Annotated in this window: 14 protein-coding genes; 10 read left to right on the forward strand and 4 right to left on the reverse strand. The window is 73.4% G+C overall.

Translation table 11 applies throughout. The features are described from left to right. Nucleotides 1-76: 76 nt before the first annotated feature. Nucleotides 77-1,024, forward strand: coding sequence for an ADP-ribosylglycohydrolase family protein (locus ACFV6I_RS11685; protein WP_380424709.1), 948 nt, complete (start codon nucleotides 77-79; stop codon nucleotides 1,022-1,024). Nucleotides 1,025-1,111: 87 nt separating this feature from the next. On the opposite strand, the gene ACFV6I_RS11690 is transcribed toward ACFV6I_RS11685, so the two are convergent. Further along, the gene (locus ACFV6I_RS11690) at nucleotides 1,112-1,378 is read right to left on the reverse strand and encodes a GlsB/YeaQ/YmgE family stress response membrane protein (RefSeq protein ID WP_063349911.1); all 267 of its coding nucleotides are present in this window, start codon (nucleotides 1,376-1,378) and stop codon (nucleotides 1,112-1,114) included. A gap of 206 nt (nucleotides 1,379-1,584) precedes the next feature. Here ACFV6I_RS11690 and ACFV6I_RS11695 point away from each other — a divergent pair, with 206 nt between their 5' ends. Then, a complete protein-coding gene (locus ACFV6I_RS11695) occupies nucleotides 1,585-2,829 on the forward strand; it encodes a glycosyltransferase (RefSeq protein WP_380424711.1) in 1,245 nt (414 codons plus the stop codon). A 353-nt stretch (nucleotides 2,830-3,182) separates the two neighbouring features. Here ACFV6I_RS11695 and ACFV6I_RS11700 read toward each other — a convergent pair whose 3' ends face one another. The 3 genes from ACFV6I_RS11700 to ACFV6I_RS11710 all read right to left on the reverse strand — a co-directional run bounded on the left by ACFV6I_RS11700 (nucleotide 3,183) and on the right by ACFV6I_RS11710 (nucleotide 6,575). Then, the gene (locus ACFV6I_RS11700) at nucleotides 3,183-4,214 is read right to left on the reverse strand and encodes a TIGR03842 family LLM class F420-dependent oxidoreductase (RefSeq protein ID WP_380424713.1); all 1,032 of its coding nucleotides are present in this window, start codon (nucleotides 4,212-4,214) and stop codon (nucleotides 3,183-3,185) included. Between the two features lie 76 nt (nucleotides 4,215-4,290). Continuing rightward, nucleotides 4,291-5,721, reverse strand: coding sequence for a dihydropyrimidinase (hydA, locus tag ACFV6I_RS11705; RefSeq protein ID WP_380424716.1), 1,431 nt, complete (start codon nucleotides 5,719-5,721; stop codon nucleotides 4,291-4,293). A gap of 11 nt (nucleotides 5,722-5,732) precedes the next feature. Next, nucleotides 5,733-6,575: a nitrilase-related carbon-nitrogen hydrolase gene (locus ACFV6I_RS11710; protein WP_063349907.1), complete on the reverse strand. Its 843-nt coding sequence runs from the start codon at nucleotides 6,573-6,575 to the stop codon at nucleotides 5,733-5,735. A 402-nt stretch (nucleotides 6,576-6,977) separates the two neighbouring features. On the opposite strand from ACFV6I_RS11710, the gene ACFV6I_RS11715 reads away from it, so the two are divergent. The 8 genes from ACFV6I_RS11715 (at nucleotide 6,978) to ACFV6I_RS11750 (ending at nucleotide 12,861) form a co-directional block, all read left to right on the forward strand. Next, nucleotides 6,978-7,055 carry a putative leader peptide gene (locus ACFV6I_RS11715; RefSeq protein WP_106981192.1) on the forward strand — a complete coding sequence of 26 codons (78 nt, stop codon included), beginning with the start codon at nucleotides 6,978-6,980 and terminating at the stop codon, nucleotides 7,053-7,055. 194 nt (nucleotides 7,056-7,249) lie between these two features. Further along, nucleotides 7,250-7,846 carry a cysteine dioxygenase gene (locus ACFV6I_RS11720; protein ID WP_380424718.1) on the forward strand — a complete coding sequence of 199 codons (597 nt, stop codon included), beginning with the start codon at nucleotides 7,250-7,252 and terminating at the stop codon, nucleotides 7,844-7,846. Then, nucleotides 7,840-8,226: a rhodanese-like domain-containing protein gene (locus ACFV6I_RS11725; RefSeq protein ID WP_063349906.1), complete on the forward strand. Its 387-nt coding sequence runs from the start codon at nucleotides 7,840-7,842 to the stop codon at nucleotides 8,224-8,226. The genes ACFV6I_RS11720 and ACFV6I_RS11725 overlap by 7 nt, the downstream gene beginning before the upstream one ends. 398 nt (nucleotides 8,227-8,624) lie before the next feature. Next, nucleotides 8,625-9,806 carry an ABC transporter ATP-binding protein gene (locus tag ACFV6I_RS11730; RefSeq protein WP_380424720.1) on the forward strand — a complete coding sequence of 394 codons (1,182 nt, stop codon included), beginning with the start codon at nucleotides 8,625-8,627 and terminating at the stop codon, nucleotides 9,804-9,806. Then, a complete protein-coding gene (locus tag ACFV6I_RS11735; RefSeq protein ID WP_063351516.1) occupies nucleotides 9,796-10,464 on the forward strand; it encodes an ABC transporter permease in 669 nt (222 codons plus the stop codon). Before ACFV6I_RS11730 ends, ACFV6I_RS11735 begins: the two co-directional genes overlap by 11 nt. After that, the gene (locus tag ACFV6I_RS11740) at nucleotides 10,461-11,138 is read left to right on the forward strand and encodes an ABC transporter permease (protein WP_063349905.1); all 678 of its coding nucleotides are present in this window, start codon (nucleotides 10,461-10,463) and stop codon (nucleotides 11,136-11,138) included. Before ACFV6I_RS11735 ends, ACFV6I_RS11740 begins: the two co-directional genes overlap by 4 nt. 39 nt (nucleotides 11,139-11,177) lie before the next feature. After that, nucleotides 11,178-12,119: an ABC transporter substrate-binding protein gene (locus tag ACFV6I_RS11745; protein ID WP_380424722.1), complete on the forward strand. Its 942-nt coding sequence runs from the start codon at nucleotides 11,178-11,180 to the stop codon at nucleotides 12,117-12,119. A 133-nt stretch (nucleotides 12,120-12,252) separates the two neighbouring features. Then, nucleotides 12,253-12,861: a hypothetical protein gene (locus ACFV6I_RS11750; RefSeq protein WP_380424724.1), complete on the forward strand. Its 609-nt coding sequence runs from the start codon at nucleotides 12,253-12,255 to the stop codon at nucleotides 12,859-12,861. Nucleotides 12,862-12,965 lie beyond the last annotated feature (104 nt).

Raw genomic sequence — 12,965 nt, forward strand, 5'->3', positions numbered from 1 at the left:
GAGCGAAACCCGGTCGCCGGCGGGCCCGGCCGGCCGGCAGACTGCCGCGCACGGTTGATCTCACCTGGAGGACGACATGCGTCCGGCCCATCCGACCCCTCCGCCCCGCCCGACCCGTCCGGCCCTGGACAGTCTGCAAGGGCTCGCCCTCGGCGACGCCTTCGGCGACCGCTGGTTCTCGGCCCCGCTCGACGAGGCGCCCGCCGCGCTGGCCGCCCGCCGGCTCCGCCCGGCGCCCTGGCACTGGACCGACGACACCGCGATGGCGCTGGTCCTCGTCCGCCACCTGGCCTCCAGGGGCGAGGTCCGGCAGGATGCGCTGGCCGGCGAGTTCGCCGAGGAGTACGCCCGTGAGTACGGGCGCAAGTACGGCCCGTCGATGCACCGGGTGCTACGTGAGATCGGCGCCGGCGGGGACTGGCGCGCCATCACCTCGCGCCAGTTCGAGGGTCAGGGCTCGTACGGGAACGGCGCCGCGATGCGGGTCGCCCCACTGGGCGCCTGGTTCGCGGACGACCTGGACTCCGTCGCCCGGCAGGCCGAGCTCCAGGCGCTCGCCACGCACTTCCACCCGGAGGCGGTCGCGGGCGCGGTGGCGGTCGCCCTCGCCACGGCACTCGCCGTCCGCAGCCGGGGCCAAACCCCGCCCGGCCGTGCCGAGTTGCTGACCGAGGTGGCCGGTCGCCTGCCCGACAGCGAAGTGCGCTCCGGTCTGCGGATCGCCGCCCGGCTGCCCGGACACACGAGCGTCCGACAGGCCGCCAACGTGCTCGGCTCCGGGTTCATGATCTCCGCCCCGGACACCGTCCCGTTCGCCCTCTGGTCCGCCGCCGGGCACCTGGACTCACTGCCCGAGGTGATCTGGCACGCCCTGGAGGGCTGGGGCGACATGGACACCACCTGCGCGATCGCCGCCGGGGTGGTCGCCGCCCGCACCGGCCTCGCCGAGGTGCCGACCGCTTGGCTGGCCGCCCGCGAGGACCTGCCGGAGTGGGCCACGGAGGCGTCGGCACCGACGCGCTGAGCCGAGCCGGCCGCCCCGTGGGCCTGGCCCGCGGGGGAGCGCGACACCGTGTCCGCGTCGGCGCGGGGCCGGTTCCCGGCGCCCGGGCTAGCGTCGGGAACTGCCGAACACCAGCCGGTAGATGATCAGCAGCACCAGGGCGCCGCCGATCGCCGACACCCAGGTCGCCATGTCGAAGAAGTGCGCCGTCACCGACCTGTGCAGGAAGTGCGAGGCGATCCAACCGCCGACGAAGGAGCCGGCGATACCGATCAGGGTTGTCACGATCATGCCGCCCGGGTCCTTTCCCGGCAGCAACAGCTTGGCCAGTGCCCCCGCCAGCAGGCCAAGCACGATCCACGCGACGATGCTCATCTGTCCCTCCCGTCCACGGCGCGACGGCCCCGTTCCGCCGCTCTGCCAGGAAGGACGCCGCCCACCACCGCCCGGTTCCGGCGCCGCGGGAGCACCACCCCGAACCGGCCACCCCGAACCGGCCACCCCGAACCGGCCACCCCGGGCCGGGCCGCTCCGGGCGAGGCACCCTCCCGGCGGGGCGCCCGAGCCGGGATACTGCGGCCATGCGCATCCTGATCGCCACCGCCGGATCCCGGGGCGACGTGGCCCCGTTCACCGGGCTCGGCGTCCGCCTCCAGGCGGCCGGCCATCAGGTGGCCGTCGCAACCCACGCCACTTTCGCCGCCTCGGTGCGGACCGCAGGGCTGGAGTTCCGCCCGCTGCCGGTCGACCCGCGCGCCGAACTCGCCTCCGCCGAGGGGCGGCGCCTGCTCCAGGCCGGCACCGGACCGCTAGCCGTCCTACAACTGCTGCAGCTGGGGCGGAAGTTCATGCCGGAGCTCGCCGACGGCATCGCCGACGCCACGGCACTCGGCACCGACCTGCTGCTCACCACCAGCACGACCAGCCCGCTCGGCCAGGTCGCCGCCGAGGCCGCAGGCATTCCCAGCATCGGCCTGCACCTCCAACCGCTCTCCCCCACACGGGAGTTCGCGCCCGCTGTCACCGGCGCCCGCTCACTCGGCCGCCCGGGCAACCTGCTCGCAGGGCACGCCGTCCAGGTCGCGACCGACCAGCTCTTCGCCCCCGCCGCACGCAGGCTGCGGCGCCGCCTCGGCCTGCCGCCACTCGACGCCAGCCGCGCCAGGCGCAAGTACCCCGTCCTGCACGGATTTTCGCCTGCCGTCGTCCCGCGACCCGCCGACTGGCGCCCGGGGCTGGACGTGGCCGGTTACTGGTGGCCGGTACGGGATCCGGGCTGGCGACCCCCGGCCCGACTGCTCGACTTCCTCGCCGCCGGACCGCCGCCGGTCTTCGTCGGCTTCGGCAGCCTGGTCGTCCCCGACCCCGGCAGGCTCACCGCGACGGTGGTCGCCGCGGTCCGCGCCGCCCGGGTCCGGGCCGTCCTGCAGTCGGGCTGGAGCGACCTCGCCGCCGGTGAGGCGGAGGACGTCCTGACCATCGGCGACGCCCCGCACGACTGGCTGTTCCCCCGCATGGCCGCCGTGATCCACCACGCCGGAGCCGGCACGACCGCCGCCACCCTGCGCTGCAGCACGCCAGCCGTCCCGGTACCGGCGCAGCTCGACGCCCCGTTCTGGTCCGACCGGCTCACCCGCCTCGGCGTCTCCCCCGGGCCGGTACCACTGCGCGCCCTCACCGCCGCGCGCCTCGCCGCCGCCATCCGCCAGACTCTCGACGACCCCCGCTACCGCGACCAGGCCCGGGCGGCGGCCGCCACGCTCGCGGCCGAGGACGGCACGGCGAAGGTGCTGGCGGCCGTCGACCGGGCAGCGGCCGGCGGATGACAGCGGGCAAACGGCAGTGAACAAGTGACGGCGAACAGATAACAGATAACAGATTTCGAAATCTGTTATCTGTTCGCTGTCATCCGTTTGCTGCTATCCGTTCGCTGTCACTTGTCAGCCGCCCACCCCCATCCGCCCGTCGCACCCGCCCGCCGGGCGCCCGAGGCCGCGCCCAGCGCGAGGTACAGCACCGAGGCCGACCCGGAGCGCCAGGAAGTTGCAGGTGGTCCAGGTGCGCCGTGCCACCGGGACCGGCCACAGGTCGTCGTCGGTGTAGCCGTTGGACGGCAACTCTCCTGCGGCCGGGTAGAGTTCAACCCAGCCATGGGCAACTCCCCTCTGCGCGAATGGCGTTACGCCTGAGGTGGGCGGGACAGGTACGGGATGATGTCGGTCCCGTAGGCGTCGATGGTGGCCTCGACGGCGTCGTGCATGGCGTAGACGGCGAACTGGTCGACGCCGAGGGAGCGGAGGTGCTCCAGGCGGGCGAGTTGGGCCTGCGGCGGGCCGATGAGGCAGAAGCGGTCGACGATCTCGTCCGGCACGAAGGCGGTGTCGGGGTTCCCGGCCCGGCCGTGGTGGCTGTAGTCGTAGCCCTGGCGGCCCTTGATGTAGTCGGTGAGGGCCTCCGGGACGAGGTCGGAGTGCGCGCCGTAGTGGCTGACCAGGTCGGCCACGTGGTTGCCGACCATCCCGCCGAACCAGCGGCACTGCTCCCGGGCGTGGGCGAGCGCGGCGGGCGAGTCGTCGGCGGTCACGTAGGCGGGGGCGGCGACGCAGATGGTGACGGCGTCCGGGTCCCGGCCGGCCTCGGCCGCGGCGGACCGCACCGCCTTGATCATGTACTCGGTGAGGTACGGGTCGGCCAACTGGAGGATGAATCCGTCAGCCTGACGACCGGTCAGGGCGAGTGCCTTCGGCCCGTACGCGCCCATCCAGATGGGGAGTTCGGCGCCGGGGCCGACCCACGGCAGGTGCATCTCGGTGCCGTCCACCTCGACCGTCCGCCCCTCGGCCAGCTCCTTGATGGCGTGCATGGCCTGGGAGAGCCGGGCGAGGGTGGCGGGGCGGCGTCCGGCGACCCGCATGGCGGAGTCGCCGCGGCCGATGCCGCAGACGGTGCGGTTGCCGTACATGTCGTTGAGCGTGGCGAACAGGGAGGCGGTGACCTCCCAGGTGCGGGTGGAGGGGTTGGTGACCATCGGTCCGACGGTCAACTGCCGTGTCTCGGCGAGGATCCGGCTGTAGATGACGAACGGTTCCTGCCACAGGACGCAGGAGTCGAAGGTCCAGCCGTGGCTGAACCCGGCCTGTTCGGCGCGGATCATCCGGTCGATGAGCAGGCGGGCGGGCGGGTCGGTCTGCAGGACGAGGCCGATGTCCATGGGTGGCTCCGGGGAGGGTGGTTCCGCCGCCCGGGCAATCGTGCGCACGGGCCCGGGCGGCGGTGCGGGAGAGTGGTCAGGTCAGGTACTGACAGGTGTCGCGGCGCAGGAACGTGCCGTGGCCGGCCCGGCCGAGCCAGGTTTCGCCGTCCAGCACGACGGTGCCGCGCGAGAGCACGGTGCGGGCGCGGCCGGTGAGTTGGCGGCCTTCGTACGCCGAGTAGTCGACGTTCATGTGGTGCGTGGCGGCGGAGACGGTCTGCACGGCGGTGGGGTCGTAGACGACGAGGTCAGCGTCGGCGCCGGGCGCGATGGTGCCCTTGCGCGGGTGCAGCCCGAACATCCGGGCGGGCGTGGTGCAGGCGATCTCGATCCAGCGCCGACGGGTGATGTGCCCGTCCACGACGGCCTGGTGGAGCAGGTCCATCCGGTTCTCCACGCCGGGCAGGCCGTTGGGGATCTTCGAGAAGTCGCCGCGGCCGAGTTCCTTCTGCCCGGTGAAGCAGAACGGGCAGTGGTCGGTGGAGACCACCTGGAGGTCGTTGGCGCGCAGTCCGCGCCAGAGCGCCTCCTGGTGCTCGCGCGGCCGAAGCGGCGTGCTGCACACGTACTTGGCGCCCTCGAAGCCGTCGGCACCGGTCTCGGCGAGGTTGTCGGTGGAGAGGAACAGGTACTGCGGGCAGGTCTCGCCGAAGACGTTGAGCCCGGCGTCGCGGGCCTGGACGAGCTCGGCGAGGGCGGCCGCCGCGGAGACGTGGACGACGTAGAGCGGGCTGCCGGCGACCTGGGCGAGCTTGATGGCCCGGTGGGTGGCCTCGGCCTCCAGGAGTTCGCGGCGGACCTCGCCGTGGTAGCGGGGTGCGGTGTGCCCGGCGGCGAGGGCCTGTTCGACCAGGACGTCGATGGCGATGCCGTTCTCGGCGTGCATCATGGTCAGCCCGCCGTTGACCGCGCCGCGCTGCATGGCGCGCAGGATGCGGCCGTCGTCGCTGTAGAAGACGCCGGGGTAGGCCATGAAGAGCTTGAAGGAGGTGGACTCGCCGGAGTCGACGAGGGCGTCCATCTCCTTGAGGACGCTCTCGTTGACGTCGGAGACGATGGTGTGGAAGGCGTAGTCGACGGCGCAGTTGCCGTCGGCCTTGGCGTGCCAGGTGTCCAGGCCCTCGCGCAGCGAGCCGCCGACGGACTGCACGGCGAAGTCGACGATGGTGGTGGTGCCGCCCCAGGCGGCGGCCCGGGTGCCGGTCTCGAAGGTGTCGGAGGCCGAGGTGCCGCCGAAGGGCAGTTCCATGTGGGTGTGGGCGTCGACGCCGCCCGGGATGACGTAGTGGCCGGTGGCGTCGATGACGGTGTCGGCGCTCCAGGCCTCGGCGGCGGAGCTGCCGGTGGCGGCGAGGGCGGCGATGCGTTCGCCCTCGACGAGGACGTCGGCGTGGAGTTCGTCGGCGGCGGTGATGACGAGGCCGCCGCGGACGATGGTGCGCTGGTGCGGGTCGCGGGTGGTCATCGCGCTGCTCCTCAGGCCTCGGCGAGCGGTCCGTAGGCGTCGGGGCGGCGGTCGCGGTAGAACGCCCACTGCTGGCGGACCTGTTCGATCAGGCCGAGGTCGAGGTCGCGGACGACGAGCTCCTCCTCCTTGTCGGAGGCGACGTCGCCGACGAACTGGCCGCGCGGGTCGACGAAGTAGGAGGTGCCGTAGAAGTCGTTGTCGCCGTACTCCTCGGTGCCGACGCGGTTGATGGCGGCGACGAAGTACTCGTTGGCGACGGCGGCGGCGGGCTGTTCCAGCTGCCAGAGGTAGGCGGAGAGGCCTCGGCTGGTGGCGGAGGGGTTGTAGACGATCTGCGCTCCGGCCAGGCCCAGGGCGCGCCAGCCCTCGGGGAAGTGGCGGTCGTAGCAGATGTAGACGCCGACCTTGCCGACGGCGGTGTCGAAGACGGGCCAGCCGAGGTTGCCGGGCTTGAAGTAGTACTTCTCCCAGAAGCCCTTGACCTGCGGGATGTGGTGCTTTCGGTACTTGCCGAGGTAGCTGCCGTCGGCGTCGATGACGGCGGCGGTGTTGTAGTAGACCCCGGCCTGTTCCTCCTCGTAGACCGGGACGACGATCACCAGGCCGAGTTCACGGGCGAGGTCCTGCATCCGGCGGACGGTGGGGCCGTCGGGGACGGCTTCGGCCCAGCGGTAGTGCTCGGCTTCCTGGACCTGACAGAAGTACGGGGCGTTGAAGACCTCCTGGAAGCCGATGATCTTCGCGCCCTGGGCGGCGGCCTCGCGGGCGTACCGCTCGTGAAGGGCGATCATGCTCTCCTGGTCGCCGGTCCAGCGGGTCTGGACGAGCGCGGCACGGACGATCTGCGACATGGATACCTCCGCAACTCCGCTGCCCGGCCATGGGGTCGGGCCTGCGGTCTGAGGGTTGACGGGGCGGGCGGGTCTCGTCTGCGGACCGCCGGGGATCCGCAGGGGTCTACGTGCGTAGAAAGCGGTCTGTAGACCGTAGGCCGGGCCTCGGTGGCCTGACAATACGTTGGCGGTAACGCATCTGGGGCGATCTCGTGACGCGGACACGCGGAGGGGCCTGGATGGGATGAAACGATCATTTACCCCGCAAGTGGGGTCCTTACGCATGCGAGTGCCGTTCGGCGGTTCCGGTCCAGAACGGCTCGACGGCCGGTCGGCCGGGGGTGGAGCAGCGGGGCGGCCGGTGGCGGCCGGCCCCATCCGGCTTGACTTCGTCCGGTTGGCTCGGGAAGGATCCGGCGCATGGACACCGGCACCACTCTGGTCTGCCGCCTGCACGTCGATCTGCGACGCCAGGCGAGTTCCATCTGTGCCTGTTGACCCTGACTCTCCCCGCCGCCCCCGCCCTGTGACGTCTGCCAGGGCCTGCGCCGCACACCCGCACCCAGCGTTCTGATTCCCGCCCCGCCCGGCGCACCCGCGCGTGCCGTGCCGCTCCGTCGGCCCGTGCCCTCGCCCGCCGCCGGACCAGGGCGCACCCCGCCGACGTTCCCGCTGCACCCGAGGACGCCCCCATGAGCCTGAACCTCGCCCCCGACGAACCCGCTGCCGCCCAAGCCCCGACCCCGGCAGCGGCAGCGGCAGCGACACCAACACTGGCATCGGCACTGGCCAGAACAGCCAGGGCCACCGCCACCGCCACCACGGAGGCCCGCGCGCCGCTCACCCCGAGCGCCCTGCGCGCCGTCGTCCGAGAACTGGCCGAACAGCCCGACCAGTGGATCCACCTCGTCCGGCTCTCCACCGAGGAGCGCTGGTACCAGCGGCTGGTGGCCGACGACGACCACGAGGTGTGGCTGATCAGCTGGCTGCCCGGCCAGTCCACCGGCTTCCACGACCACGGCGGCTCGCGCGGCGCGTTCGCCGTCGCCCTCGGCGAGCTGGAGGAGCTGTCCCTCGGCGGGCCGGAGCAGGGCCTGCTGATCCGCCGGGTCCCGGCCGGCACCGCCCGCGCCTTCGGCCCCGAGTACGTGCACGACGTGCGCAACACCGCGTCCGGCCCGGCCGTGACCCTGCACGCCTACTCGCCCCCGCTGGGCTCGATGGCGCACTACGACCTGCGGGCCGGCGGGCTCGTCCGCACCTCGGAGGAAGGACCGGAGCAATGGTGACCACGATCGACGACCTGGTGGAGCGGGCCCGCGAGGGCGTCCACCGTCCGCGCGCCCGGGAGGCGTACCAGTCGCAGCTGGACGGCGCGCTGCTGGTGGACATCCGTCCGGCGGCGCAGCGGGCGGCGGAGGGGGAGATCCCCGGCTCGCTGATCATCGAGCGCAACGTCCTGGAGTGGCGGCTGGACCCGACGGGCAGTCACCGGATCCCCGAGGCGTCGGGTTACGACGTCGAGGTGATCGTGGTCTGCTCGGAGGGGTACGCCTCCAGCCTGGCGGCGGCCTCGCTGCGCGAGCTGGGGCTGCACCGGGCGACCGATCTGGACGGCGGCTTCGTCGGCTGGGCGGCCTCCGGGCTGCCGACGCGCCGGGGCGGCTGAGAGCCTGGAGGGCTGGAGCGCTCGGCGGCTGACGGGCTGATCGTCCGGGGCGCGAGCCCTCGACCCGCCGTCAGGGTGTCCGCGCCCCGACCCTCTGACCTGCCGAAACGTCGGGCGCCCGGTCGGCCCCGGCCGTCCGGCGGCGGGCTCTGGGCCCCGTGCCGGGTGGTAAGTGAGAGACAGGAGATGATGCAGGTCATAGTCTGATCAGAGTTTCCGCCGGTCCGAAGCTGGGCAGCCACGCGGGCGGAAGAACGCCCGGGCGGTCGATCCGACAGACGCCGTCACGGCAGCGGCCGGTACGGCCCACGCCGTCGCCGCTTGTCGACAAACCGCCATCAACCGTACGACCGAAACAGGCGCCGCCTCCCCGGGGCGCCCTGACGAGGAAACTCCCCGTGATCAGATTCGAGGGCGCCGGCAAGCGCCACCCCGATGGCACCATCGCCGTCGAGGGCCTGGACCTGGACGTCCCGACCGGTCGGATAACCGTCCTGGTCGGACCGTCCGGGTGTGGCAAGACCACCCTGCTGCGCATGGTCAACCGGATGGTCGAGCCGACCTCGGGCCGGGTGCTGCTGGACGACACGGACGTCGCCGAACTGGAGCCCGCCAAGCTGCGCCGTGGCATCGGCTACGTGATCCAGCAGGCCGGCCTCTTCCCGCACCGCAAGGTGATCGACAACGTCGCCACCGTGCCCTACCTGCTCGGCTGGGACCGCAAGAAGGCCCGCGCCCGGGCCGCCGAACTGCTCGAACTGGTCGGGCTCGCGCCCGAGACCGGCAAGCGGTACCCGTTCCAGCTGTCCGGCGGCCAGCAGCAGCGGGTGGGCGTGGCCCGCGCCCTCGCGGCCGACCCGCCGGTGCTGCTGATGGACGAGCCGTTCAGCGCCGTCGACCCGGTGGTGCGCGCCGGGCTCCAGGAGGAACTGCTGCGGCTCCAGTCCGAGCTGCACAAGACGGTGCTGTTCGTCACCCACGACATCGAGGAGGCCGTCCGGCTCGGCGACCAGGTGGTGGTCCTGCGCGAACACGGCCGGATCGCCCAGCTCGCCGACCCGCACACCCTGCTCACCACCCCCGCGGACGACGGCGTGGCCGCCTTCCTCGGCCGCGACCGGGGCCTGCGCGGCCTCGCCCTGCGCCCCGCGACCACCGTCGCCGTCCGCCCGGTGGCCGACGGGCTGCGCTACGGCGGCTGGGAGCTGACGCTGGACGACGAGCGCCGCCCGATCGGCTGGATCGACCGCGACGCCGCCACCGCCGAACTGCACCCGGTCTCCGGCTACCGGCCGGACACCGACACCCTGCGCACCGCGCTGGACGCCGCCGTCCTCTCCCCCGCCGGGGCCGCCGTGGCCCTGGACGCCGACGGGCGGGCCACCGGCACCGCGAGCCGCGAGGCCGTCCTCGCCGCGCTGTCCACCCCCGTGGCCACTCCCATGGCCATCGCGGTGGCGGACGCGGCGGCCGGCGCGGCGGCCCGTGGCGCTGTGGACGGGGCGGGCGGTGCGGCGGCCGGCACGGCGGCCGGCACGGCGGCCGGTGACCTCACGGACGGGGCGGCCGGTGGACGGTGAACCGATCGTCCGCTGGTACTGGATCGGCGACCACCTCGGCTACCTCGGCGGCCTGCTCGCCGACCACGCCGTGATCGCCCTGCTCCCGGTGCTCATCGGCCTGCTGCTGGCCGTCCCGCTGGGCCTGGCCTGCACCCGCTTCCCCCGGCTGTACCAACCGCTGTCCGCCGTCTTCAACGTCGTCTACGCGCTGCCCTCGCTGGCCGTGTTCGTGGTGCTCATCCCCTACACCGGCCTCGCCACCCAGGCCACGGTGATGATCCCGCTCACCTTCTACGCGCTCGCCGTGCTGCTGCCGACCACCGTGGACGGCCTGCGCGCCGTCCCGGACCCGGTCCGGCAGGCCGCCACCGCGATGGGGTACGGGCCGTGGCACCGGCTGACCTCCGTCGAGCTGCCCGCCGCCGTGCCGTACCTGATCGCCGGACTGCGGGTCGCGGCGGTGTCCAGCATCTCGCTGGCCAGCGTCGGCGCGCTGATCGGGCGCGGCGGGCTCGGCTACCTGTTCATCGACGGCTTCCAGCGCACCTTCCCGACCCCGATCGTGGCCGGCATCGCGCTGATCGCCGTCCTCGCGCTGGCCGTCGACCTGCTGCTGGTGGGCGCCCGCCGGCTGCTCGCGCCCTGGGCCGTCCGGGAGAAGGGAGCCGGTTCGTGAACTGGCTGAACTGGCTGGGCGACTTCTTCTCCGCCCCCGACCACCGCAGCGGCCCGGACTCGATCGTGCACCGGATCACCGAGCACCTGGTGCTCTCCGGCGAGGCCCTGCTGTTCGCGGCGCTGCTCGCCGTGCCGCTCGGGCTGCTGATCGGCTACACCGGGCGCGGCGTCACGCTCGTGACCGCCTTCGCCGGTGCCACCCGCGCCCTGCCGACGCTCGGCCTGGTGACGCTGGCGGTGCTGCTCGCCGGGGTCGGCGACACGGCCGTGCTGATCCCGCTGGTCGCGCTCGCCGCGCCGCCGCTGCTGGTGGCCGCCGTCGAGGGGGTGCGCGGCACCGACCCGGACGTCCGGGACGCGGCGCGCGGCATCGGGCTGACCCACCCGCAGGTGCTGTGGCAGGTCTGCCTGCCGTCCGGGGCGCCGACCCTGCTGGCGGGCTTTCGCACCGCGACCGTCCAGGTGATCGCGACCGCCACCGTGGCCGCTTACGTCGGACTGGGCGGCCTTGGCCGCTACGTCATCGACGGGCTGGCCACCCGCAAGTACGCCGTCACCGTCGGCGGCGCGCTGCTGGTGGTGCTGCTCGCGGTCGGCGCCCAGCTGTTCTTCGCCCTGCTCGCCCGGTACGCGCTCCCGCCCGGGATGCGCGCCCAGCGCCGGGCCCGCTGAACCTCGTTCCCCATCCTCTCCGGAAGGACATCTGTCACCATGTCGACAAACCACGGAAGCAGGCGCGCCGTCGTCCTCGGCACGCTCGCCGCGCTCGCCCTCGGCGCCACCGCCTGCGGCTCCTCCGGCGGCGGCGACCCGCTCGGCGGCAGCTCCGCGGCGGGCTCCCCCGCCGCCTCGGGCGCGGGCGCCGGCTCGACGGTGGTCGTCGGCTCGGCGAACTTCCCGGAGAACGTGCTGCTCGGCTCGATCTACTCGCAGGCCCTCAAGGCCAAGGGCGTCAAGGTCGAGGAGAAGTTCAACATCGGCAGCCGCGAGGTGCTCTACGGGCAGCTCCAGAGCGGCAGCCTGAGCGTCCTGCCCGAGTACAACGGCTCGCTGCTCGCCTACCTGGACGCCAAGTCCACCGCCGCCACCACCGAGGAGGTGAACGCGGCGCTGACCAAGACGCTGCCCGCCGCGCTGGGGATCCTCGACCCCTCCCCCGCCGAGGACAAGGACTCGCTCAGCGTCACCCAGGAGAACGCCGACAAGTACGGCCTCAAGAGCATCGCCGACCTGACCGCCAAGGCGGGCGAGTTCACGATAGGCGGTCCGCCGGAGTTCAAGTCCCGCCGCGAGCAGCAGCTCAAGGACGTCTACGGGCTGAATTTCAAGGAGTGGAAGCCCACCGGCGACGCCACCGCGAACGCGCTCAAGGACGGCACCATCCAGGTCGGCAACGTGTTCACCACCGACCCGAAGATCCCCCAGCTGAAGCTCGTCCCGCTGACCGACCCGAAGAACCTCTTCGGCGCGCAGAACGTCACCCCGCTGGTCAACAAGGCAGGCGTGAACCCCACCGCGACGGCGGCCCTCAACGCGGTGTCGGCCAAGCTCGACACGGCGGGGCTGACGGCGCTGATGAAGCGCGTCGCGATCGACAAGGACGACCCGTCGGCGGTGGCCAAGGACTGGCTGAAGGCCAACGGCCTCGGCTGACCACGCCTCGGCGGGCGCCTTGCGCGCCCTGCGGACGCGGCGGGCCGGCGGCCCGGGAGGTCCCTCCTCCCGGGCCGTCCGCGCTCGCGGGAGGATCTTCCCTTCGGCGCCGCGGACATGACAGTGTGACGCCATGCGCACTCGTCTCCTCGCCGCCACCCTCACGGCATTCGCCGCGGTGAGCCTCGCTGCCTGCTCCAGCTCCGGACCGGGCCCCCACCCGGCCACCGCCGCGGCCGGCTCCCCCACCACCCCCGCCGCCGCCTCGGCCCCCACCCCCGGCACCGCCTCGACGCCGCCGACGCCCGAGTCGCCCTCGGCCTCCGCGCCCGACCCGGCCGCCTCCCCCTCGACGCCCGCGGCCCCCTCGGCGCCCGCACCCGACAGCCCCTCGGCCCCCGCCCCTGACGCAGGCTCCCCCGGAGCCCCTGCCCCGGCCAAGCCCACGCCCCCCAGCGACGCCGGCCTGCCCGGCAAGCCGGGCACCGACCTGACCGGCAAACTGGTCGCCGCGCTGGACGCGATCGACCCGGCAATCGTCGGCGGCAAGCCGGACCAGGCCGTGGACCGGGCCCGCAACCAGTGCCAGGCGCTGTTCCAGTTCCCCAAGGACAAGTCGAAGCTGGTCGAGCTGGCCAACCAGCGCTTCACCTCGCCCGACCACCCACAGGGCTTCGGACCGGACACCGCCGCGAAGATCAACGACGCGCTGCGGACCACCCTCTGCCCGCCGCCGGCGTGACCCGGAACGGCCACCCGAACCGCCCGGTGTCCTGAGCACCGGGCCGGCGGGGGGGGGCGCCCCCCCCCCCGCGCGCGGCGCCCCGCCCCCGCCACGGGCTCGGG

The organism is Kitasatospora sp. NPDC059803 (assembly GCF_042732255.1).
GTDB lineage: Bacteria > Actinomycetota > Actinomycetes > Streptomycetales > Streptomycetaceae > Kitasatospora.